Origin of the sequence: Rhizobium rosettiformans W3 (genome assembly GCF_004912135.1) — a bacterium.
In the GTDB taxonomy this organism is placed as follows: Bacteria; Pseudomonadota; Alphaproteobacteria; order Rhizobiales; family Rhizobiaceae; genus Allorhizobium; species Allorhizobium rosettiformans.
Window position 1 is genome coordinate 354992 of the sequence record NZ_STGU01000002.1, and the last position, 22160, is coordinate 377151.

Here is a 22160-nt window from a genome sequence, read left to right on the forward strand (position 1 = left end):
GCCTTGCCAAACGCGTTTTGGACGGTCATGTTCGTAGCCGATAATGTTCCGCCTTTCAATGCGGGGCAAGACCGTCACACGGACCATGTTTGGCCGTGAAACCAACGGCTTCCGCCCCGATCGAGGATCCGACCCATGAACAAGCCAGTAACCGCCGTCTCCAACCTCGGTGCCATCGACGCTGCCCATCATCTTCACCCCTTCTCGGACATGAAGAAGCTGAACGCGGCCGGCACCAAGATCATCACCCGGGCGGAAGGCGTGCATATCTGGGATGCGACGGGCAAGCAGTATCTCGATGCTTTTGCGGGACTCTGGTGCGTCAATGTCGGCTATGGCCGTAAATCGATTGCCGATGTCGTGCATGCCCAGATGCTGGAACTGCCCTATTACAACACCTTCTTCGGCACCACGACGCCGCCGACCACGCTGCTTGCCCAGAAGATCGCCGAAAAGACCGGGCCGAAGCTCAACCGCGTCTTCTTCTCCAATTCCGGCTCGGAAGCCTCAGACACCTGGTTCCGCATGGCGCGCGTCTATTGGAAGGCGCTGGGTCACGAGACCAAGACGCAGGTGATCGCCCGCAAGAACGCCTATCATGGCTCCACCGTCGCCGGCGCCTCGCTCGGTGGCATGAAATGGATGCATGAGCAGGGCAACCTGCCGATCGAAGGCATTCACCACATCAACCAGCCCTACTGGTATGCCGAGGGCGGCGATCTCTCGCCGGAGGATTTCGGCATCAAGGTCGCTCGAGAACTCGAGGAGAAGATCCTCGAACTCGGCGAGGAAAATGTCGCAGCCTTCGTCGCGGAGCCGATCCAGGGGGCAGGCGGCGTGATCGTGCCGCCGTCCACCTACTGGCCGGAAATCAAGCGCATCTGCGCCAAGTACCAGATCCTGCTCGTTGCCGACGAGGTGATTTCCGGCTTCGGCCGTCTCGGCTCGTGGTTCGGCCATCAGCACTACGATTTCGAGCCGGATCTCGCGCCGATCGCCAAGGGGCTGTCGTCCGGCTACCTGCCGATCGGCGGCGTGCTGGTGTCTGACCGGGTGGCCGAGGTCATGGTCAACGAGCTCGGCGACTTCTACCACGGCTACACCTATTCCGGTCACCCGGTGGCAGCCGCCGCTGCACTCGAGAACATCCGCATCATCGAGGAAGAAGGCCTGGTCGAGCGCGTCCGCGATGACACCGGTCCCTATCTCGCCCAGGCACTGGCCTCGCTCAGCGATCATGAGCTGGTCGGCGAAGCCGTCAGCGTCGGCCTGATGGGCGCCGTCCAGATCACCGCCGACAAGGCGACCCGCCGCCGCTTCAAGAAGCCTGACGATACCGGCACCGCCGTGCGCAACCAGTGTGTCGACGCCGGTGTGGTGCTGCGCGCCACCGGCGACCGCATGCTCTTCTCCCCGCCGCTGATCATCGAACGGTCGCAGATCGACCAGGCGGTGGATACACTGCGCAATGGTCTGGACTGGCTGAAGGACAATCGCGGCGAGGGGTGAGGGGCATGTCTGGTGCCCTGCACCGTATGGTGATATATACGTGTGATATCACTCGGAGGATGGCATGCGCACATTGGTGAACATCCCAGATGCTGACATTGAAGCCTTGGACAGGATCGCTGCCGAAAAGCAGGTATCGCGTGCTTCATTAATCAGGGAAGCCGTGGGTGACCTGCTGGACCGACACAAGGACGATGTTGTTATGAACGGTTTCGGACTGTGGGCTGGATCTGAGGTCGAAGACGGCTTGGTCATTCAGCGTAAACTTCGTGCCGAATGGTGAAGGTGCTTTTCGACACGAATATCGTGATCGACATGCTGAAGGGCGTTCCAGCCGCACGGGACGTGCTGAGCAATTATCCACAGCGGGCAGTCAGCATCATCACCTGGATGGAAGTCATGGTCGGCACGCCCGCCGCCCTCACTAACGCTACCCAAGATTTTCTGAAAGGATTTGAACTCATCGGCCTTGACGAAAACGTTGCCGAGCAGGCCGTTGTCATACGGAAGGCCCATAGACTCAAATTACCTGACGCGGTGGTCTGGGCTACCGCTAAGGTGAACGGCCTTAGCTTGCTGACGCGCGACACCAAAGGCTTTCCGCGTCAGCATCCCGATATCATCGTACCTTATGTACTTTGATACGCCGCCGGCCCAAAGCCCTCACGGCATGAACTGCCCACCATTCACGTCGATCGTCTGGCCGGTGATGTAGCCCGACAGCATGGGCGAGGCGAGGAAAAGGTATGCGCCGACGCAATCGGCTGGCGTGCCTGTACGCTTCAGCGGCACGCTGCCGGCAACCTGATCGAGCTGACCCGGCAGGGCATATTTCTCCTGGAAAGGCGTGGTGATGAAGCCGGGCGCCACCGCATTGACGCGGATGTTGTGCTTGCCGAATTCCAGCGCCATGCCCTTTGTCACCGCGCCGACAAAGGCCTTCGATGAGCCATAGACGCCCGAACCCGCCGTGCCGCCCGTCCGGGCTGCAACGGACGTGGTGTTGATGATGAAGCCGCCATGCGCTTTCAGATGGGCGACTGCCGCTTGGCTGGTGGCAAGCACGGAGCGGGCGTTCACATCCATTACCTTGTCGTAATGGGCATCGGTCATCTCTTCGTAGAGCACGCGCGCGATCATGCTGCCGGCATTGTTGATGACGCCGTCGAGGCGCCCGAAGGTCTTGGCCACATGGTTGACCGCCCCGGCCATTGCCTCTGAGGATGTGGCATCCGCCTTGACCAAGACAACGCTGCCGCCCGCCGCCTCGATATCGCGGGCAATCGCGTGAGCGGCTTCGGCGTTGGAATTGTAGTGCAGACCGACAAGAGCACCCTGGGCTGCGAAGGCCCGGGCGAGAGCCTCGCCGATGCCGCTCGATGCGCCGGTGATCAGCACGGCCTTTCCGGCGAGATCGGGGATTGTGAGTGTTGTCATGGCCTGGTCCTCCTGTTGTCAGACAAGCTTAGAGCGGCCTTGCCGGCATTTGGCAAGGCCGCTCCTGGCCTGTGAGATCTAACTGGGGCGGATCAGGCCGATTTCCAGTCGAAGGGAAGCGGCGCCTCGCGGAAGGCAAAGCGGTCGAGATGGCTCGAGACCACGCCCTTCATCCGCTCCAGCACCTCGTCTGACTGAGCCTCGATTTCGACCGTAAGAGCATGCTCCTCCGAGGTCATCACGGCCGTCGCCTCGGCGAATTTCACGACGCCCTTCTGGTCGGTCAGTTCCACCTCCAGCTTGTGCGCCCAATGCTTGCAGAGCTGCTGCAGATATTTCCAGCCGCTGTCGGTCGGGACGACTGCGATTGCTTTTGCCATGGTCAGAGCCTTTCGATCTTGCCGACCGCTTCGTCGAGGATGCGGGCGACTTCCAGTTGGGTCTCGCGGGTAACGCCCTCGCGGGACAGACAGTCGTGCAGCGCCTGCTTCAGGTTGCCCATGGCGCGGCGGACCGGCGCCGCGTCCGTCCGTTCGCTGACCTTGGCAAGAGCCGTCAGGCGGCCGATCGCGATGGCGACCTCGTGGGCGCGCTCGGCCAGATGCTGGCGCCCGGCTTCGGTGATCGACATCAGCTTGCGCGGACCTTCGCTATCGACCTCTTCCGCGAGCCCCATGTCGAGCAGCAGCGTCATGGTCGGATAGACCACACCGGGCGAGGGGGCATAGGCCCCACCCGAAAGGCTCTCGATCTCGCGGATCAGGTCATAGCCGTGCCGCGGCTGGTCCTCGATGAGCTTCAGCAGCACGAGCCGCAGTTCGCCGCCTTCGAACATGCGCCGGCGCTCGCCGCCGCGCCCGCGCGGGCCGCCCTGCATAGGCCCGCCAAAGGCGCCGCGGTGGCGCATGGCATGCATGGCTTCACGAAAGGCGAAGAAGGGATTTCCGCGCTCGCCGCGGCTCTGGTGGCAGTGTCTCATGGAAATCATCTCCGTTGGAATTGCATCTAAGATATATCTTAGAGTTATCACTGCAAGAGCGAAATCGGAAAAATTCACAGGCCGACGCGCTTTGCGCCTTCGTATCGGCCACCTATGATGATTGCGGATTCGTCAGGATGAGGGGCAGCGCCGATGGGCGAGAAGCGGCATGAATACCGGGTGACCGTCACATGGCAGGGAAATGCCGGAACAGGGACCTCTGGCTACCGCGATTACGGCCGCGACCACATCATATCGGCCGACGGCAAGCCGGACATTCTCGCGTCTTCCGATCCGGCCTTTCGCGGCGATCCGGCACGCTGGAACCCGGAAGACCTCTTCCTTGCCTCCCTCTCGGCCTGTCACAAGCTCTGGTACCTGCATTTCTGTGCCGTCTCCGGCGTCATCGTGACGGCCTACGAGGATCACGCGGAAGGCGTCATGGAGATGGACGCAGACGGCACGGGCCGCTTCATCGACGTGCTGCTGAAGCCCCGCGTCACGATCAAGCGCGGAACCTTCCCGGATCTCGCGCTCGAACTGCATAGCGACGCACATGAAAAATGCTTCATCGCCAATTCCGTGAATTTCCCGGTGCGGTGCAAGGCGGAGATTGTGGAGGCCTAGCCGGCGGCTGGATCGATCCGGACCAATGCATAGCCGAAGGTGGACGCATCACCAGGTCGTCCGAAGTTGTAGGGAACGCTCACCTTGCCTGATGTGTAGGGACGGGGCACGCCAATCCGTTCAATCCACTTGCCGAGGGAACCAGGCATGTCCTCAGTCTTCCCGACGCGCCAGACGACCAGGAGAGGTGTGGATGTCGAAATGCGTGTGTCCCCCATCAATTGGGAATAGCCAGCGATGAACACGGGCAGATCCGGACGAAGGATGCGGAGATTGCCCGCCAGATGGACGTCTGACGCCAGGATCGCCATGGGCTGTTCTTCGACCCGCTGCAGGATCTCCGACAGCGCGGCACCATAGTCGGTATTGAGCTTCGTATAGTCACCGAACCAGCCATGCGCGGGTATGCGAACGAGCATGACCAGGGGCATGCAGATCAGGATGACCTTCGCGAGCGACCACATCCGAGAGAGGTAGGGCTCAATCTCTATATCGAGCTGATCCAGCTTGGTCGCCAGATATAGAGGCAGGATCAGAAAGATCGGAGACAGCCAGCGGTCTTTGATGTTGGTGCTATCGCTGACCAGAATGAGCACCAGAAGCAATGCAAGAGCGCAGAGCATGATGCGGCCAAGGAGCAGGCTCCACCGGTTGTTTCTCCGGATCGTCTGCGAGAGGCTACGGGGGTAAAGCAGAAGGAATGTCAGGAAAGTGAGACCGGCGAAACCGATCAAGGCACCAGCCAGCGAGATCGTTCCGAGTGCGACTTGCGCCCACTTGCTGGTGACATCCTGGCCTTCGAGCTTATTGATCGTTCCCTGCGTTGCGAGATCCAGATGGTCGAGCAGCCACAATGCATGGGGGAGGATCACGAGAAGACCAACGATGGCAGCAACAAGAATGCGAAGGTCGAACAGTCTCTTGCGGAATTCGGGATCGATGACAACCGCGAGGAAAGCTGCCGCCGGCAGCAGGGCGAAATTGTATTTCGAGATCAGACCGATCCCGGTGGCAAATCCGAGCAGCGCGTAACTGTACCAAGATGGCGTGTCGAGCGTCCGGATGAGCGCATAAATGAACAGCGCCGAAGCGAACACGGCCGCCACGCTGTGGGTCAGGTCACGTTGCGATTCGAATACGAGCTGCGGGAAAGTGAGAAGCCCCAGAACGGCAACCACCGCCAGTTCCTTTGACCGGACCATGCGCATCGCGGCGAGACCGAGGAACAGGTAGGTCAGGAAGAGAATGACGTTCTTCAGGAATGCCAGAGCGAAAAGATGGGTGCCCAGCACCTGGAAGAGGGCCGTCTGCACCCAGTTGTAGAATGGCGGCTGCGTGTCATAGCCGAAGGCCGGCCATTGGGCATAAAACACCTGCGCCGATTCATCGAGTTCGAGCGAATGCGGGATCAGCAATCGAACGCAAAGTTGCGTCAAAAAGTATCCGCCGAGGATCCAGAAGACGAGGCTTGGACCGTTCTTCAGTCGTGTGATCATGGTCAGGCAGAACCGTTCCGAAACACCGTCCGCACGATGTAGTTGGGCTGGGCATCATCGCGGTAATAGGTCCGAGCGATCATCTCGGCGAGAATGCCGGTGGTGATCAGCTGAACGGACGACAAAAAGAGCATGAAGCCGAGGATCAGCAGCGGTCGGCCGCCGATGTCCTCGCCGAAGATGACCTTTTCGATGAAGAGCCACGCAAGAATAAGCGCGCTCAAGAAACCGGTGCCGAGACCGAGAGAGCCAAAGAAGTGCCCCGGCCGCGCCTTGTAGCGCATGAAGAACATGACCGAGAGCAGATCGAGGATCACGCGGAATGTGCGGGAGATGCCATATTTCGATGTCCCGTGCTGGCGGGCATGATGGGTCACTTCCATCTCGCCGATGCGTGAGCTTGGCACGACGCTCGCGACCCAGGCGGGGATGAAGCGGTGCATCTCACCCATCAGCTTGACCTGCTTGATGACCGAGGCGCGGTAGATCTTCAGGCTGCAGCCATAGTCGTGCAATTTGACGCCCGTGATGCGGCCGATCAGATAGTTGGCGCACCAGGACGGGATCTTGCGCAGGACGAGACCATCCTTGCGGTTCTTGCGCCAGCCGACGAGTAGGTCGAGCTCGCGCTCTTCCAGCGCCTGGACCATTGTCGGGATGTCCTTCGGATCATTCTGCAGGTCGCCGTCGAGTGTGGCGATCAAGCGGCCGCGAGCCGTGTCGATGCCCGCCTGCATGGCAGCCGTCTGGCCGAAATTCCGCTGCAGTTCGACGATCTTGAGATCAAGGCCCGGGCGGCTGAGATAGCCGCGAGCGGTCAAAAGGGTCCGATCGGCGCTGCCGTCATCCACCAGCACCAGTTCCCAGGCGCCGGCATAGGCCGCCATGGCGTCCATGACCCGCTCGATCAGCGGGCCGACACTTTCTTCTTCATTGAAGATCGGCACCACGAGGGAGAGCTCTGGAGCTTCTATCCCTGGGACGGTTTCCAGGCCGGTTTCGATCACAGCACTCACGCATAAACTCCATGTCGACCCGATGGTCCCGCCTTGGCAATTCGTGCTAAGGCGGCCGGGACCAAGTGTGGGTGCACGACTATATGAAATCGAATCAGGATGCCAGCCAGGAGCGGTGGTTCCACCGCAATCGCATGTGGCTCGTGACCGCCGCGACACTGATCGCCTATGTGGCTTTTCTTGAGGTGGCCTTCGGCATCCGTGCCCTGGCCTCCGAGCTGTCTGCGATCGGCATCGCGCCGCTTTTGACCGCGCTGATCCTGCTGGTCGCAACCTATGTCGTGCGCTGCTGGCGCGTCGCGGATTATTTTCCGCGCGAAACTGAAGGCCGGTTCCGTCGCCTGCTGAGACTGACGCTCGTTCACAACCTTCTCAACATCATGCTGCCGCTGCGCTCGGGCGAGGCCAGCTTTCCGCTTCTGATGCGCTCGGAGTTCGGCATGCCCCTTGCGCGCGCAACGGCTGCCCTGCTGGTCATGCGCCTCCTGGACCTCCATGCGCTGCTGGCCGCCGCCGGCATCGGTCTCGTCATCGGCAAAGACTGGGCCCTCCCAGCGCTTCTTCTCTGGCTCGCCTTCCTGCTGGCGCCGATCCCGATTTTTGCTCTGAAGGGGCCAATCCTGAAGCTTTCTGCCCGCCTGCCGAAACGTCTGCAGACCCTGGTCGACGAAATCGAAAACGGATTGCCGGCAAGCCCTGTCGCCTTCCTGCGTGCCTGGGGCGCGACGCTTCTCAACTGGGGTGTGAAGGTCGTGGTCCTGGCCTGGGTGCTGCGCCTGATGGACGTGGCGCCGATCGCCGCAAGCTTCGGCGGGGCGCTCGGCGGCGAACTCTCGTCGGTGCTACCGGTGCATGCGCCGGGCGGCGTCGGCACCTATCCCGCCGGCATCGTCGCCGGGACCCTGTCCTTCGGCGCCGATGCTTCTTCTGCTGCCCTGGCTCAGATCGGCAAGGCGGCCGTCAACGCCCACCTTCTGATCCTGATATCGGCCTTCGTGGGGACCGGGCTCGCCGTCCTGATTGCGCCGTCGAAAAAGTTATGACCGTGAATTCGCAGTTGTAACCTCGCATTCGAGTCTGTTTCGTGTTTCGATCACTCTCGCAATGCCGATATCAGCGCGCGCAGCGCCGGCGGAGATTGGCGTCGGCTGGGGTGGTAAAGGTGGAGACCGGGAAAGGGCACGCACCATCGATCCAGCACCTGGATCAGGCGACCATCGGCGATCTCCTCAACGACTTCCTCTTCCATCATATAGCCGAGTGCCGCACCGGCGCGGACGGCCGCGGCCATCAGAGGACCGTCATTGGCGACGAACTGGACGGTCGGTCGGATCTGAAATTCGCGGCCGGCTTCCTCCAGATCCCAGGGCATAATGGCGCCGGATTTCAACCGGAAACCAACGCAGACATGATCATGCAGATCTGACGGCACGCGCGGCTGCGGGTACCGGTCGAAATAACTCGGCGTGCCCACGATGACAGCTCTCAAGGCGGGGCCGACGGGGATGGCGATCATGTCCTTATCGACTGACATGTGAAATCTGATACCCGCATCGAAGCCCGCCGCCACGATGTCGGTGAGACCGTCTTCGACATTGATCTCGACATGCACATCCGGATGAGCCAGCAGGAATGCCGGAAGCTTGCGGAGTAGGATCGTCTGCGCCGCATAGGTGGACGCGGTGATCTTCACCTTGCCGGAGACACGTTCGCGCCAATGCGCGAGAGCCGCCAGGCCCTCATCGATATGGGCGAGTGCAGGAGAGACCGTATCCAGCAATCGCGCACCGGCTTCGGTGGGCGCGACGCTGCGCGTGGTCCGGGCCAGCAGTCGCACATCGAGCCGCGCCTCGAGATTGCGCATGGCGTGGCTGAGCGCGGAGGCCGAAATGCCGAGCTTCGCAGCGGCGCGCGTAAAGCTGCGTTCCTGGGCCACCGTGGCGAAGGCAAGCAGATCGTTGAGGTCGTTGCGTTCCATTCCTGAATTTTGTTCACAAGCACGTGCGATCGGCAAGCGGTAATCCTCACGGGGATGCCGGTTTATCTCTTGGTGAACGCAAACCATGGAGCTTCAACATGAACCTTAGAGATTTTCGCACGCTGGGTCGTTCGGGCCTGATCGTTAGTCCGCTGGCTCTGGGGACCATGACCTTCGGCGCCGAGCGTTGGGGTGCAGGGGAGAAGGTATCGAGAGAGCTGTTCGATACCTATGTCGCGGCCGGAGGTAATTTTCTCGATACAGCCGACATCTATTCCGGAGGGCACAGCGAAGAAATGCTGGGTCGGTTCGTTGTCGACAGCGGTCTGCGCGACCGTCTGGTCATTGCAACCAAATCCGGGTTTCCCCGTGGCCAGGGCACGCCGCTCTGGGGCGGCAACGGAGCCAAGAATATCCGGCTGGGCATCGAGGGCTCGTTGACGCGGCTGAAGACCGATTACATCGACATGTACTGGATGCATGTCTGGGATCAGGTGACGCCGGCGGAAGACGTTCTGGAAACGCTCACCCGGGCCGTGCGCGCCGGCAAGATCCTGCATTATGGCTTCTCCAACACACCCGCCTGGTATGTCGCAAAGGTGGCGACGCTCGCGGCCGCCCATGGCCTGCCGGCCCCGATCGGTCTGCAATACGGCCATTCGCTGATCGAGCGTGGCGTCGAACTGGAAATCTTGCCGGCGGCAGCCGAATTCGGCATGGGCCTCGTGCCCTGGAGCCCGCTGGCTTTCGGTCTGCTTACCGGCAAATACGACCGCCGTATGCTGGAGCACGCAAACCGGCCAACAGAACTGCCCGACAGCGGTGCGAAGAGCGCCGAGAGCGAAAGTGACGGCCGGCTGAACGGGGATAACCCCTATGGCGGCATGCTGTTCACCGCGCGCAATTTCGCGATCGTCGATGTGGTGAAGGAGGTGGCCGCTGAACTCGGCCGGTCTCCGGCGGAAGTCGCGCTTGCCTGGGTCACCGGACGCAAGGGGGTCTCATCGGTACTTGTGGGTGCCAGCCGCGTCGAGCAATTGACCCAGAACATGGCCTCGCTCGACATCATCCTCGACGCGGATCAACTGCTCAGGCTCGATGAGGTGAGCGCGCTGCCGCTGCTCAATCCCTACTTCATCTTCAAGATGCCCTCCGAAGCTCTCTTCGGGGGGGCCAGAGTGACTTCCTGGCAAGGGGCCTGAACGAAAGCGGGCGGCTTATGGGCCGCCCGCTTGATCTTGTCATTGAAACGCCGTCTCGAAGAAGCTTCGAAGTTTGCGCGAATGCAGCGCCTCGGTCGGCATGGCGCCGAGCTTTTCCAGCGCCCGGATGCCGATCTGCAGATGCTGGCTGACCTGGGTCTTGTAGAAGGCCGTCGCCATGCCCGGCAGCTTCAATTCGCCATGCAGCGGCTTGTCGGAAACGCAGAGCAGCGTTCCATAGGGCACGCGGAAGCGGAAGCCGTTGGCGGCGATCGTGGCCGACTCCATGTCGAGCGCGATGGCGCGGGCCTGGGAAAGCCGCTTGACCGGACCGCGCTGGTCGCGCAGTTCCCAGTTGCGGTTGTCGATGGTCGCGACCGTGCCGGTGCGCATGATGCGCTTGAGCTCGAAACCTTCGTAGCCAGTGATCTCCTCGACCGCATCTTCGAGCGCCAGCTGCACTTCCGAGAGCGCCGGGATCGGCACCCAGACGGGCAGGTCGTCGTCGAGAACATGGTCTTCGCGCATATAGGCATGCGCCAGCACGTAGTCGCCGAGCCGCTGGCTGTTGCGAAGCCCGGCGCAATGGCCGAGCATCAGCCAGGCATGCGGCCGCAGCACCGCGATGTGGTCGGTAATCGTCTTGGCATTTGATGGTCCGACGCCGATATTGACCATGGTGATGCCGCCATGGCCCTTCTTCTTCAGATGATAGGCCGGCATTTGCGGCAGGCGGCCGAGCGCCACACCTTCGGTCGGCTCGGAATGGCCCGACGGTGTCAGGATATTGCCGGGCTCAACGAAGGCCGTGTATTCGCTGCCGCCTTCGGCCATCAGCTTGCGGGCATAGGCGCAGAACTCGTCCACGTAGAACTGGTAGTTCGTGAACAGCACGAAGTTCTGGAAATGATTGGCGCCCGTTGCCGTGTAGTGCGACAGGCGCGCCAGCGAATAGTCGATGCGCTGCGCCGTGAACGGGGCGAGCGGATGCGGTTCTCCGGGCAGGGGCTCGTATTCGCCATTAGCAATCTCGTCATCCGTGACCGTGAGGTCAGGCGTATCGAAGATGTCGCGCAGCTGCATGTCGACGAGGCCGCCGGCCGAGGCTTCCACATGAGCGCCTTCCGCGAAGGCGAAATGCAGCGGTATCGGGGTCGAGGATTCGGAAACCGTGATCGGCACCTGGTGATTGCGCATCAGAAGCGCGAGCTGTTCCTTCAGATAATGGCGGAAGAGCTGCGGGCGGGTGATCGTCGTGGTGTAGATACCGGGTGAGGTGACGTGACCGTAGGAAAGGCGGCTGTCGACATGACCGAAGCTCGTCGTTTCGATGCTCACCTGCGGATAGAAGGCGCGGTATCGCCCTTCGATCGCGCCGCCCTTGGCGAGCGCCGAAAAGGCGTCGATCAGGAAAGTGGTGTTGCGATCATAAAGCTCGGTCAGAGCGTCAACCGCGGCTGTGGCGTCGGTAAACACCTGCGGCTGGAAAGGCTCGGGGCTGATGGAGTTCTGCGGTGCTGGGGACAAGATTCGTGTGTTCATGACGCATTATAGGAAACGAAACTTGACAAGCAAACGACGTCGGCGATCGAGCGACAAGATTTCTTTGGGGGCCTATAGGCTGCTCTGCGTCAGCAGAAACTCAGAAGCTCGGACGGCAGCTGTTGAGGCCGGTCGGCGCGCAGCTCGCCACGAGGCCCGAGGAGAGGTGCCGGACGGTTGGCTGGTTGTTGACGACGAGTTGGGCAAACATGAAGGCAAAGAGTGCCATGCTCAGGGAGATGATGGTGAAACGCCGTGCCAGCTTGGCCATGTCCTTGCTCCTTTCCGATCCGATGGAAAGGTTTTAGCGCCGCGGCGCTGAACGTGATCTGAGACCTCAGTTCATCTGGCATTCAGAAGGGTTAACCGCTCCGAGCCAAACCCACGTCTGTCCTTGTTTTCTCGATCGGGATCGGGATAACATCTCCTCGGCGGGCATCGTCTCGCCAGTCTTTCCCGCCGGGCCTCATTCGCGACTGCTGCACCGTCAGCGTCGGAAGGGCAGTCCCGGCAACTGGTGTTTTCCCATGACTGATACAAATGAAGTTCCGCTCCGGTTTGGCCGTATCGCGGCGACCTTGCCGGTGAAGGATATCGAACGCGCCAAGGCGTTCTACTGGGATCTGCTCGGTTACAAACCGGTCTTCGAAAACGGCGATCCCGTAGGCTTCGTCATTCTGGAGCGCGACTCGGCCGAACTTCACCTGACGCTTCAGAAGAGCCACAAGGCGGCCGACTTCAACATCGCCCACATGATGGTCGAGGGCATCGACCAGCTTCATGCGCTCGTGCAACAGCGTGGCCTGAAGGTCGTCAAGCGCCTGCAGGACAAGGACTACGGTCTGCGCGCCTTCGTGTTCGAGGATCCGGACGGCAATCGCATCGACGTCGGTCAGCGTCTCTGATCGCAGCTTCGAAACAAAAAGGGGCGCCGGTTTCAGCCGGCGCCCCTTCCTGTCTCAATGTCTCGCGGTCTTAGAGGCGGGTCCAGGTCTGGCTCTTGCAGAGCACGGCCATGACACAGCCCTTCATCTTCAGCGAATTGCCGGAAACGGAGCCGGAGCCGGCATAGGTCTTGTCGGTTTCCGGATCGGTGATCTCGCCCTTGTAGCTGTCGCCCGAGCCGGACATCTTGCCGATCTGCTTGCCAGTGAACTTGCCGCTCTTCAGCGTCACGCAGAAGGCGCCGCCGCAGGGAGCGATCTGGGCCGTGGCGCCGGACGCGGTCTTCCAGTTGCCTTCGATGGGCTCGGCGGCCTGGGCCGCCATGGCCGAAAGTGCAAGCGCTGCCGCAATGATGATGGAACGCATGGTCTGATCTCTCCTCCCGAGATGATGGTTCGCTCCCGTGGCCGGAGACGGTCCTCTCCGCAGCCGGTCCAACGGTTAAGAATTATCTTACGCACACGTAAAGGTAAAAAGCAATGCGCCCGCAAAACGGAGGCGTGGAAAGCTGCCATTCGCTGGACATCCAGCACTTTTCCAAAATCGCTTCGGAAAACGTGGTGAAGATTCCGTTGATTTGCCAGCGTGAAGCTTTCGTAAATTTTGAGCGGAATGCCTTGGGTTGCAGGGGATGTGATACTTAACGGAATCCGAAGTTTACGAAGCTTTTGTACTTTGTTTTCAGCAAATTAAGGATGCATTTTAAGCGACTTTCAAAAGCCCTTTGGCATAGTCGACCCATCAAACGAGCAGGGAAAAACCCCGCCAAACCTGACCCAAGCGAGAATGACCGGACAAAGAGCCGGCGCCGCTTCGGAAGGGCCCGCAAGGGAAAACAGGGACGACCGAGAAACTAGGCAAACAGGGACAAAACCAATGGCACGCTTTGAAATGCACAATTCCGAAAATGCCACGATGGGTGGCGAAACCCGGGCTGACGTCTTCCGCGACATGGGCCTGATGTATGCAACCGGGCGCGGTTGCCCGGTCGATCTCGTCTCGGCCCACAAATGGCTGAACATCGCTGCGATCAAGGGCTGTGACCGCGCTGCCGAGCTGCGCGCCGATCTCGCCCAGACCATGAGCAAGGTCCAACTCGCCGAGGCGCTTCGTGCCGCCCGCGAATGGATGACCATGCACTGATCAATTCCGGCCGCGACCGCGGCAGGAGCTTTCAACGACAATAACCCGAGTGGGGAACGTGGCGGGGACCTTTGGACGGGGCCAGGGCCAACACTTCATCAAGACCGCGACCGGCAGGAACAAGGCCGGCGCGGTCTTTTTCATTGGGCCACGGTCAGCCGATCGCCTTCAGCACCTTCGGCAGCGCCGCTTCGAAGAGGTCGAGATCGGCGGGTAGACCGGTGGAGACGCGGATGCAACGGTTGAGCGGAGCGACGCCCGGCATGCGGATGAAGACGCCATGCTCCATCAGACCATCGACGATCGCACGGGCATAGACACCGTCTCGCCCGGCATCGATGGCGACGAAATTGGTGGCCGAGGGCAGGGGTGTCAGCCCGTTTGCCTCGGCGATGCCCGCAATCCGTTCGCGCGCAGCCTTGATCCGCCCGACGACGTCCACGAGGTAGGCCTTATCGGCAAGCGCGGCCAATGCCGCTTCGGTGGACAGGCGCGGCATGCCGAAATGGTTGCGGATCTTGTCGAAGGCCGAAACGGTCCCGGGCGTGCCGATGCCATAGCCGACACGCGCACCGGCCAGACCGTAAGCCTTTGAAAATGTGCGGGTGCGGATCACGTTCGGCAGATCGATCAGCGCATCGGCGGCGGGGATCGAACCTTCAGGTGCCGTTTCGCTGTAGGCTTCGTCAAGGACGAGAAGCGTGGTCGGGGGCAGGGCGCGGGCGAAGGCGATGACGTCTTGCGCATCCCACCAGCTGCCCATCGGATTGTCGGGATTGGCGAAATAGACGAGCGGCGCATCTTCCTGGCGCACCAGCGCCAGAAGCGCGTCGAGATCCTCGCGGTCGTCCCGGTAGGGTGCCGTGACGAGGCGTCCACCGAAACCGTTCACATGGAAGTTGAAGGTCGGATAGGCGCCGAGCGAGGTGACGACCGGCATGCCCGGCTCGATGACGAGACGGACGATCAGGCCGAGCAGATCATCGATGCCTTCGCCAATGACGAAATTCTGCGGCGTGAGGCCCAGATGGGCAGCAAGCGCACCCTTCAAGGCATGGTTTTCCGGATCGTTGTATTTCCAGATCTCGCCCGACTTTTCGGCGATGGTCGAAAGAACCGAGGGCGCCGGGCCGAAGCCGCTTTCATTGGCGCCGATACGGGCGCGCACCGCAAGTCCGCGTTGCCGCTCGATGGCTTCGGGGCCGACAAATGGGACGGTTGCGGGAAGGGAGGCGGCAAGCGGCGTGAAGCGGGAAAATGCGGTCATTGCGAAGCGGGTTCCGGCAGATCGATGTCGATCTGCTCACAATAAGAAGCGCAGCTTCTGACGCAAGGCCGGATCCGCCGTGAACGGATCGGTGAAGATCGATTGTCTTAGCGGCCGAGCCGGGCGCCGTTGCCATTCTGGAAGGGCCTGATCGGTGCCTTGATCTCATCGCCCAGGAGGAAGTCGGCGCGAACGATCCTGTGCAGCATGTGTTCAGAGATCGGCGCAATGAATTTCACACCGACGCGATTGCCGTTGCGATAAGCCTCCGCACAACCGATCCGGTCGGCCAGACCGACGATCTGCAGATAATAATGGGAGGAAAGGCCGATTGCGGTCGTCAATTCGAGCGCCGCACCGCCTTGCGAGATGTCGACCACTTCGCAGCTGCGGATCGTGATGCCCGTCAGGCCGGGTCTGACCGACATGACCTTGGCCGGCCGGCGGACATAGAAGCGTTCCCACTTCCGTTCGTACATCTCCGAACGAACCCCGGCCAGATGCGTCGCATTTTCCATCGCCATGTCCGTCACCCCCAGTTCCTGTTAGTCGCACTGTGGAGGTGATTATTTGCATTAGCATCAAGAACTTCGATCAAGTTTTAACGATGCCGAATATTACGTTTCAATCCGATGGCTATGCGGGGCAAGGGCTCACGCGCGCGCGGATACGACGGAAAGAGTGGTCCAAGGCCGGCGCTCTCGGTCGGCGCGATGCCCTCAGTGGCTGGTCTCGAAGGACAGCCGGACGACATGATGGAGAAACTCGGGGTCGATCAGCATGTTGAAGCCGATCGTGAGCTTCTCGGCTTCGCGCCGGATGAGGGTGCAGCCGATGTGATCGCGGATCCCCAGGATTTCCAGGAAGAAATTTGCGGGTACGATGACATGCGGCGAGACTTCGAGTTCGGCGCCGTAAAGCGAGATGGTGCGGATCAGGCAGCGCTGGGTTTTTGCCATGCTGAGATGATGGCCGACAAAGACGATCTTGCCGGGGCGATCGATCTTGAATTTCTCGAACATCTGATCCCGAGGGATGTCCGATCTTGCGTCCGGTATTCTTTGCAAGGGCATGTCACCCTCCCACCGTGTCACATTGTAAGAAGAGGTTACGGCAAGGTCGTTACCGGATGGTGCAGAAAGTGGCTCGATTGCAAGCGATGTGAAATTTTCCCCATGGAGACAAACGCTTCCCGACTTTGCCGCTGTCTCATTTCGACAAGTGATGAGGAGCCTGGGCGGGAAAGCAGGCTGAGTGCCGCGGGTCCTGAAGGCGCGTCTGTTCCACTTTGTCCCAGCGGGCCAAACTTGACCGAAAATCGCCACAAGGCTAGGCCTTCCTGCATGGCATCGCCGCCGGTCCGGCCGACGCGATTCTAAATGGTGGCATTCGGGAGTGCGGCGCGTGACGGGACGACTGGTGATTGTCGGGGCAGGGCAGGCAGGTTTTGCGCTGGCTGCAAAGCTGAGAGCTCTGAAAGACGACAGACCGATCACCATCCTCGGCAGCGAGCCGGAGCTGCCCTATCAACGCCCGCCGCTATCGAAAAAGTATCTGCTCGGCGAAATGAGCTTCGACCGACTGCTGTTTCGGCCGGAAGCCTGGTACGGCGAGAACGACGTCGAAATCCGCCTTTCCACACCGGTCGAGGCAATCGACCGTCCCAACCATCTCGTGCGTCTCTTCGACGGCAGCGAAATTGCCTATGAGACACTTGTGATCGCAACTGGCGCAACCCCGCGAAAACTGCCGGCAGCGATCGGCGGTGCGCTGGATGGCGTCTTCATCGTACGAGACAAGGCCGATGCCGATCGACTGGCGACCGTGATGAAGCCCGGGCACCGGCTGCTCATTGTCGGGGGCGGTTATATCGGGCTTGAGGCTGCCGCGGTCGCGCGCAAGCTGGGGCTCGAGGTGACGCTGATCGAAATGGCAGACCGGATCCTCGCCCGCGTTGCCGCCCGTGAAACCGCCGATGCGATCCGGAAAATTCACGAGGGCGAGGGTGTGGTGATCCTCGAAGGGACGGGGCTTACCCGTCTGATCGGCGACGAGGTCCGCGTGAAGGCCGCAGAGCTTTCAGACGGCCGCGTGATCGACGCGGACATGGTGATTGTCGGGATCGGTGTCACGCCGAACGACCAGCTCGCCGCCGATGCCGGGCTTGAGGTTCAAAATGGCATCGTCGTGGATGGTTTCGGCCGTACCACTGACCCGCAGATCTATGCTGCCGGCGATTGTGTCGTGCAGGATTGGAAGGGCCAGTCCGTCAGGCTTGAATCCGTCCAGAATGCCGTGGATCAGGCAGAGGCGATTGCGGCTGTATTGGCCGGCGGGTCCGCACCCTATGATCCGAAACCCTGGTTCTGGTCGGATCAGTATGACGTGATGCTCCAGATCGCGGGCTTCAATCTGGGTTACGACAGGACCGTCGTTCGCCCGGGCGCCCGCGAGGGAAGCCTCTCCATCTGGTATTTTAAGGGAAGCGACTTCATCGCGGTCGACGCGATCAACGATGCCAAGGCCTATGTGACCGGCAAGAAGCTGCTGGAGCTCGGCAAGCCCGTCGATCCCGCTCTGATTTCCGATCCGGAACTGGATCTGAAAAGCCTTCTGGCCTGACGGAGCCCATTTGCCGATCTCGCGGCGGGGCAGGGGAGCATTCGCGGAAAAAAGGAAAGGGCCGGACAAAGCCGGCCCTTGAGACTGAAACCTGATGCGCCACTTAAATGGCGGCAGCGCGCTCCAGGATGGGAACGCACATGTCGAGATCATGCGACGCCAGATGCGCATACCGCATGGTCATGGTCAGGGTCTGGTGACCGAGCCACATCTGCACGCGACGTATATCGATCCCGCCTTGCACGAGACGCGATGCGCAGGTGTGGCGCAGCACGTGAGGCACCACATCCTTGTCGTCGGCAAAGCCGACGGCATCCTTGGCATTGTGCCAGGCAATGCGGAAACGCTGCTGGTCGATTTCCGCGAACGGGCCCGAGTAACGCCGATCCGAGGCTTCGATGGCCGCGAAGGCACGCTGCGTGAGGGGAACCGAACGCGACCGGCCCGATTTCGTCACCCAGAAGGTCACGCGATCCTTGTGTATGTCGCCCCAACGCAGGTTCAGACCTTCGCTGAGACGCGCTCCGCTATCCACCAGGAAGAGGCAGAACCGGTAGTAAAGTTCAGAATGCGCCCGGATTTCGGAAAACAGGAGGTCTTCCTCATCCCTGTCGAGAAAGCGGATTCGCCCTGCCTTCTCTTTCTGACGCTTGAATTCCGGCAGGCTGTGAACGTCTCCCATCTTATACGCCTTTCGCAGCAGTTTGCTTAAGGCCGCCATCTTTCGATTGATGGTGGCGTTGCTGTTACCGCGTTTGCGCAATTTGCCGATCAATTGGTCGAGCATCTCCTGGGAAAAAGTCGAGAAACTCGGAAAATCAAGGAGATCGTGAAGCTCTCCGATAAAATTGGTTACGTTATATTTGTGGCTGCCATTCATCCACAACAGGTCGCCATATTTGCCGAACAGTTCGCGTAAATTGGTCTCGCGCACCTCGTGCAGGATCGTTCCCTGACTGTACTGATAATGAACCGAATAATCGGGCACGCCTTTAAAGACGTCAAAACCCTTCACGGCCGGCATTTCCACCTGCATGTATCCCCCAAATTTCCCTTTGGCGAGCACGCGAACGAGCTCACCGCCCGTCCCCACGGGCGCTATATATCGTTATAACTTATAAAAAGTATAGTGCAGAACAGCACAAACTTTTTCGGAGTGGCTCGCTTCGAGCCGTCTGAATGCTGTCGATGGGTATCCTTTCGTTCAGATCTTGTGGGCAGAGGCCCGGGTCAAGTCATTGAATTTCCGACAGGAGACGAACTGATCCCCGAATGGTCGAAAGGGGTCCGGCTCATGACAAGCCGGACCCCACACTTTTTCGTTAATCCGCTGTGGATTAGAACGAGCGGGTCAGGCGAACGAAGCCGTCCCAGTTGTCGTCGCCACCGTCCAGGTCGACGTAACGAACGTCGGCCGAAGCGGTCAGGCCAGCAGCAAGCTTGTACTCGACGAGCAGGTCAGCGGCCCAAGCGTCTACAGAGGTGAAGTCGCTGCCAGTTGCGCCGGCGGCTGCTACGTTGCCGAAGTAAACAACCTGAGGGGTGATCGAGAGCTTTTCGGTCGCCTTGAACGTGTAAGCAGCGCCAACGGTCCACTCCGATTCGAAGTCGTAACCATAGGAGTAACCAGAGGCCCATGCAGCAGCGATGCCGAGCGTGCCCGGGCCAAGGTCTGCCGACAGAACACCAGCAACTGCACCTTCTTCAGAACCGAAGTCGTAAACGCCGTTGACAGTTACCGTAGCAACGCCAAGCGAAGTAGACACTACGCCTTCGATGCCGACTTCGTTGTCAAATTCGCCGATTGCCGCGCCTGTTCCATCAAGAATTTCGATGTCAGAGAGGTCGTCTACGCCGAGGCCAACGGTGAAGGCATCAGACGTGTAGGTGTAAGAGATGGTGTTGAAGCGCGTGTTGTTGAAGAATGCGTCGGATTCACCAGCCAGACCCCAGTCGTCAGCCCAGGTGAGCGCGCGACCAACCTTGAAGCCACCAACGGTGATGTAGGCCTGCTCAAGATCAACCGACTGGTTGTCAGAGCTTGCGCCCTGGCTGTCAGCCTGAATGCGTACATAGGAACCAATCGTGCCGATTTCCGAGTCGTTCTTCGCTTCGAAAACGAGACGAGCGCGAACTGCGGTGTCGAAGTCTTCGTCGTCAGATTCGTCGAAGCCGAGGGTCGCACGAACTTCGCCGCCGATCTTGAGGCAGGTTTCGGTGCCGGGGATGTAGAAGTAACCGGTGCCGAAGGCGTCGCAAACGCGAACGTATTCCATGGGCTCGGGCTCAGCAGCGACGATTGCGTCAGCAGCCTGAGCGCCGGAAACTACTGCGAGAGCAGCAGCGGAGCCGAGAAGAAGGCTCTTGATGTTCATTATTGACCTCCAGTCAAGTTTCGTATGGGTCTGGGTTATTTGGCTGAAGGACAGCATTCCCTGCCCCATCCCCGTCGGTTTCAGAAGACGGACGATCCACCGCCTCGCTTCCGAGGTTGAAAATACAAAACCCCGTCGGTCATGCAATCACCAAAGAGTGGAATGGTGGAAAAGCTGCCACCCTTCCGGCTGCGCTGTTGCTCAAACGCCACAAAGTCACCCACGCACCCCTCCATTCATTTAGGTTTCGTTAAGAAAAGCCAGCCAAAACCGGCGCTTATCGAGGGTTTTCGTCGGTCGTTCGTGGTGGCTACCCTGCGCTCGCTTTCCCGTTTTGAGACAGAATTCTGCGAAAAGTTGCACTTAAAACCATCATCGCTCGCGCCAGGGTCGCAGCCGCGTTCCCGCCTTTATAACGTCATGACACACAAAATCGGCCGAAGCAGGCCGGTGCGGCGGCAGAATCATGTCGCGAGTCACGGACGATTCGTCTTGCCGAGCAAAAACGCGCGGTCGCATCGCCTTCGCTAAAATGTTGAGAGCGGAGAAAAGGCCTTGCAATCGCTGATTCAAGCAAATAATCAGGCGGCACCGGAGAGGTGGCCGAGTGGTCGAAGGCGCTCCCCTGCTAAGGGAGTATACGTCAAAAGCGTATCGAGGGTTCGAATCCCTTCCTCTCCGCCATCGAATCTTTTCCTTCACACAATCTCCCTGAGCGTCGCGCACGGCTGCCGCGTGCCTTGTTCCGGCAGCTTGCCTGAGCGCCAGGAGCTGCGCTGACGGGCGTTCAATCGGCACCAGTTCTGTACACAACGGCCGCCTCGCTGCGAGCGGCGCCACGCCGGAACCAACCAAACTCTTGAAAAGACGTGATTATTCCTTCAGGTCGGCGCCTTCGCTGTTATAATTGACTGGAGGTCAATAATGAACATCAAGAGCCTTCTTCTCGGCTCCGCTGCTGCTCTCGCAGTAGTTTCCGGCGCTCAGGCTGCTGACGCAATCGTCGCTGCTGAGCCCGAGCCCATGGAATACGTTCGCGTTTGCGACGCCTTCGGCACCGGCTTCTTCTACATCCCCGGCACCGAAACCTGCCTCAAGATCGGCGGCGAAGTTCGTACGCAGGTCGTTTTTGACGACGGCGTAACCCTCGACTTGAGCAATGACCCCGCTTGGGAAACTGGCGTCCGCGCTCGCGTTGCTTTCGAAGCTCGCAACGACAGCGAAATTGGCGTTATCGGCTCCTACATCCGTCTGGAAGGCAGCAAGATCAACAGCGGCTCCGGCAGCGTTGGCGTTGAGCAGGCCTATATCGATGTCGGCGGCTTCCGCGTCGGTAACTTCACGACCTTCGTTGACGACTTCGGTCTGCCGGGCGAAAGCGACTTCTTCTTCTCGGGCACCAAGTTCAACGCCATCCGCTACGTTTACGCAGCTGACGCCTTCACGGTCGGTCTCGGTCTCGACCACGTCGCCGCTGAAGACGACGGTCTCGGCGCAGAAGGTATGGTTTCCGCAACCTTCGGTGCTGTAACCGCCACCCTCTACGGCGTTTACGACTTCAACGCTGAAGAAGGCGCTGTTGCCGGTACGGTCGCTGCTGACCTCGGCCCGGGCACCCTGACGCTTGCTGCTGCCTACACTTCTGGCATCAGCGCTTACACCGACCCGAGCGCCACTTCAGTTGTGGGTGGTCTCGTTTGGGAAGACAACACCGCTGAGTGGACCGTTGGCGCTTCTTACGGCTTCCAGGCAACTGAAAAGCTCCGCCTGACGGCTACCGCCAACTACTACGGCGACTTCCTGATCGAGTCTGACGTTGACGCCTGGTCCGCTGACCTGCTCGCTGAGTACAAGCTCGGCACCGGCCTCACCGCTTCTGCCAGCGTTCAGTACTACGACGTAGAAGACAACGGCGACGACTGGACTGGCTTCCTGCGCCTGACCCGTTCGTTCTAATTCGATCTCCAGATCGGATAAGGGAAGCCCGGCCTTGTGCCGGGCTTTTCTGTTCCAACGAGCGAC

General features: G+C 60.3%; 24 protein-coding genes and 1 tRNA gene. 11 read left to right on the forward strand and 14 right to left on the reverse strand.

Annotated elements, in window-relative coordinates; genetic code table 11:
* Positions 1-135 precede the first annotated feature (135 nt).
* From FAA86_RS05075 to FAA86_RS05085, 3 genes are all read left to right on the forward strand, one after another.
* Entirely contained in the window at positions 136-1509 is a 1374-nt protein-coding gene (locus tag FAA86_RS05075) for an aspartate aminotransferase family protein (protein ID WP_136538649.1), read from the forward strand.
* 64 nt (positions 1510-1573) lie between these two features.
* Positions 1574-1792, forward strand: coding sequence for a ribbon-helix-helix domain-containing protein (locus FAA86_RS05080; protein ID WP_136538651.1), 219 nt, complete (start codon positions 1574-1576; stop codon positions 1790-1792).
* Positions 1786-2151: a type II toxin-antitoxin system VapC family toxin gene (locus FAA86_RS05085; protein WP_136538653.1), complete on the forward strand. Its 366-nt coding sequence runs from the start codon at positions 1786-1788 to the stop codon at positions 2149-2151. Before FAA86_RS05080 ends, FAA86_RS05085 begins: the two co-directional genes overlap by 7 nt.
* A gap of 21 nt (positions 2152-2172) precedes the next feature.
* On the opposite strand, the gene FAA86_RS05090 is transcribed toward FAA86_RS05085, so the two are convergent.
* The 3 genes from FAA86_RS05090 to FAA86_RS05100 form a co-directional block, all read right to left on the reverse strand.
* The gene (locus FAA86_RS05090) at positions 2173-2946 is read right to left on the reverse strand and encodes an SDR family NAD(P)-dependent oxidoreductase (RefSeq protein WP_136538655.1); all 774 of its coding nucleotides are present in this window, start codon (positions 2944-2946) and stop codon (positions 2173-2175) included.
* A gap of 92 nt (positions 2947-3038) precedes the next feature.
* Positions 3039-3326 (reverse strand): DUF2218 domain-containing protein, encoded by a 288-nt coding sequence (locus tag FAA86_RS05095; RefSeq protein ID WP_136538657.1) that lies wholly within the window; start codon positions 3324-3326, stop codon positions 3039-3041.
* 2 nt (positions 3327-3328) lie between these two features.
* The gene (locus FAA86_RS05100; protein WP_136538659.1) at positions 3329-3925 is read right to left on the reverse strand and encodes a PadR family transcriptional regulator; all 597 of its coding nucleotides are present in this window, start codon (positions 3923-3925) and stop codon (positions 3329-3331) included.
* Positions 3926-4078: 153 nt separating this feature from the next.
* On the opposite strand from FAA86_RS05100, the gene FAA86_RS05105 reads away from it, so the two are divergent.
* The gene (locus tag FAA86_RS05105) at positions 4079-4552 is read left to right on the forward strand and encodes an OsmC family protein (protein ID WP_136538661.1); all 474 of its coding nucleotides are present in this window, start codon (positions 4079-4081) and stop codon (positions 4550-4552) included.
* Here FAA86_RS05105 and FAA86_RS05110 read toward each other — a convergent pair.
* Together FAA86_RS05110 and FAA86_RS05115 are read right to left on the reverse strand one after the other, a co-directional pair.
* On the reverse strand, positions 4549-6048 hold the full coding sequence (locus tag FAA86_RS05110) for an ArnT family glycosyltransferase (protein WP_136538663.1): 1500 nt from the start codon (positions 6046-6048) through the stop codon (positions 4549-4551). The two genes, FAA86_RS05105 and FAA86_RS05110, sit on opposite strands and share 4 nt — an antisense overlap.
* Before the next feature lie 2 nt (positions 6049-6050).
* A complete protein-coding gene (locus FAA86_RS05115) occupies positions 6051-7064 on the reverse strand; it encodes a glycosyltransferase family 2 protein (protein WP_246035004.1) in 1014 nt (337 codons plus the stop codon).
* An 83-nt stretch (positions 7065-7147) separates the two neighbouring features.
* Here FAA86_RS05115 and FAA86_RS05120 point away from each other — a divergent pair, with 83 nt between their 5' ends.
* Positions 7148-8107 (forward strand): lysylphosphatidylglycerol synthase domain-containing protein, encoded by a 960-nt coding sequence (locus FAA86_RS05120; RefSeq protein ID WP_136538665.1) that lies wholly within the window; start codon positions 7148-7150, stop codon positions 8105-8107.
* 50 nt (positions 8108-8157) lie between these two features.
* On the opposite strand, the gene FAA86_RS05125 is transcribed toward FAA86_RS05120, so the two are convergent.
* Entirely contained in the window at positions 8158-9042 is an 885-nt protein-coding gene (locus FAA86_RS05125; RefSeq protein WP_136538667.1) for a LysR family transcriptional regulator, read from the reverse strand.
* A gap of 98 nt (positions 9043-9140) precedes the next feature.
* On the opposite strand from FAA86_RS05125, the gene FAA86_RS05130 reads away from it, so the two are divergent.
* Entirely contained in the window at positions 9141-10244 is a 1104-nt protein-coding gene (locus FAA86_RS05130) for an aldo/keto reductase (protein WP_136538669.1), read from the forward strand.
* A gap of 39 nt (positions 10245-10283) precedes the next feature.
* Here the strand turns inward: FAA86_RS05130 and FAA86_RS05135 are convergent, their stop codons facing one another.
* Together FAA86_RS05135 and FAA86_RS24510 are read right to left on the reverse strand one after the other, a co-directional pair.
* Positions 10284-11786, reverse strand: a complete 1503-nt coding sequence (locus FAA86_RS05135; protein WP_136538671.1) for an AMP nucleosidase — start codon at positions 11784-11786, stop codon at positions 10284-10286.
* Positions 11787-11886: 100 nt separating this feature from the next.
* A complete protein-coding gene (locus FAA86_RS24510; RefSeq protein WP_162760191.1) occupies positions 11887-12057 on the reverse strand; it encodes a hypothetical protein in 171 nt (56 codons plus the stop codon).
* Between the two features lie 256 nt (positions 12058-12313).
* On the opposite strand from FAA86_RS24510, the gene FAA86_RS05140 reads away from it, so the two are divergent.
* A complete protein-coding gene (locus FAA86_RS05140; protein ID WP_136538673.1) occupies positions 12314-12691 on the forward strand; it encodes a glyoxalase superfamily protein in 378 nt (125 codons plus the stop codon).
* A 70-nt stretch (positions 12692-12761) separates the two neighbouring features.
* Here the strand turns inward: FAA86_RS05140 and FAA86_RS05145 are convergent, their stop codons facing one another.
* A complete protein-coding gene (locus FAA86_RS05145) occupies positions 12762-13097 on the reverse strand; it encodes a DUF2147 domain-containing protein (RefSeq protein ID WP_136538675.1) in 336 nt (111 codons plus the stop codon).
* Between the two features lie 510 nt (positions 13098-13607).
* Between FAA86_RS05145 and FAA86_RS05150 the strand changes: the two genes are divergently transcribed.
* On the forward strand, positions 13608-13874 hold the full coding sequence (locus FAA86_RS05150; protein WP_113461547.1) for an SEL1-like repeat protein: 267 nt from the start codon (positions 13608-13610) through the stop codon (positions 13872-13874).
* A 154-nt stretch (positions 13875-14028) separates the two neighbouring features.
* Here the strand turns inward: FAA86_RS05150 and FAA86_RS05155 are convergent, their stop codons facing one another.
* The 3 genes from FAA86_RS05155 to FAA86_RS05165 all read right to left on the reverse strand — a co-directional run bounded on the left by FAA86_RS05155 (position 14029) and on the right by FAA86_RS05165 (position 16214).
* A complete protein-coding gene (locus FAA86_RS05155) occupies positions 14029-15141 on the reverse strand; it encodes a pyridoxal phosphate-dependent aminotransferase (RefSeq protein ID WP_136538677.1) in 1113 nt (370 codons plus the stop codon).
* A gap of 107 nt (positions 15142-15248) precedes the next feature.
* The gene (locus FAA86_RS05160) at positions 15249-15665 is read right to left on the reverse strand and encodes a PilZ domain-containing protein (RefSeq protein WP_113461545.1); all 417 of its coding nucleotides are present in this window, start codon (positions 15663-15665) and stop codon (positions 15249-15251) included.
* A gap of 195 nt (positions 15666-15860) precedes the next feature.
* Positions 15861-16214, reverse strand: coding sequence for a hypothetical protein (locus FAA86_RS05165; protein WP_113461544.1), 354 nt, complete (start codon positions 16212-16214; stop codon positions 15861-15863).
* Positions 16215-16545: 331 nt separating this feature from the next.
* Between FAA86_RS05165 and FAA86_RS05170 the strand changes: the two genes are divergently transcribed.
* Positions 16546-17763 carry an NAD(P)/FAD-dependent oxidoreductase gene (locus FAA86_RS05170; RefSeq protein WP_136538679.1) on the forward strand — a complete coding sequence of 406 codons (1218 nt, stop codon included), beginning with the start codon at positions 16546-16548 and terminating at the stop codon, positions 17761-17763.
* A gap of 103 nt (positions 17764-17866) precedes the next feature.
* On the opposite strand, the gene FAA86_RS05175 is transcribed toward FAA86_RS05170, so the two are convergent.
* Both FAA86_RS05175 and FAA86_RS05180 read right to left on the reverse strand, forming a co-directional pair.
* The gene (locus FAA86_RS05175; RefSeq protein ID WP_136538681.1) at positions 17867-18799 is read right to left on the reverse strand and encodes a tyrosine-type recombinase/integrase; all 933 of its coding nucleotides are present in this window, start codon (positions 18797-18799) and stop codon (positions 17867-17869) included.
* 301 nt (positions 18800-19100) lie between these two features.
* Positions 19101-20138: a porin gene (locus FAA86_RS05180; RefSeq protein ID WP_136538683.1), complete on the reverse strand. Its 1038-nt coding sequence runs from the start codon at positions 20136-20138 to the stop codon at positions 19101-19103.
* A 593-nt stretch (positions 20139-20731) separates the two neighbouring features.
* On the opposite strand from FAA86_RS05180, the gene FAA86_RS05185 reads away from it, so the two are divergent.
* A tRNA-Ser gene (locus FAA86_RS05185) sits at positions 20732-20822 on the forward strand.
* Between the two features lie 240 nt (positions 20823-21062).
* Entirely contained in the window at positions 21063-22094 is a 1032-nt protein-coding gene (locus FAA86_RS05190; RefSeq protein ID WP_136538685.1) for a porin, read from the forward strand.
* Positions 22095-22160 lie beyond the last annotated feature (66 nt).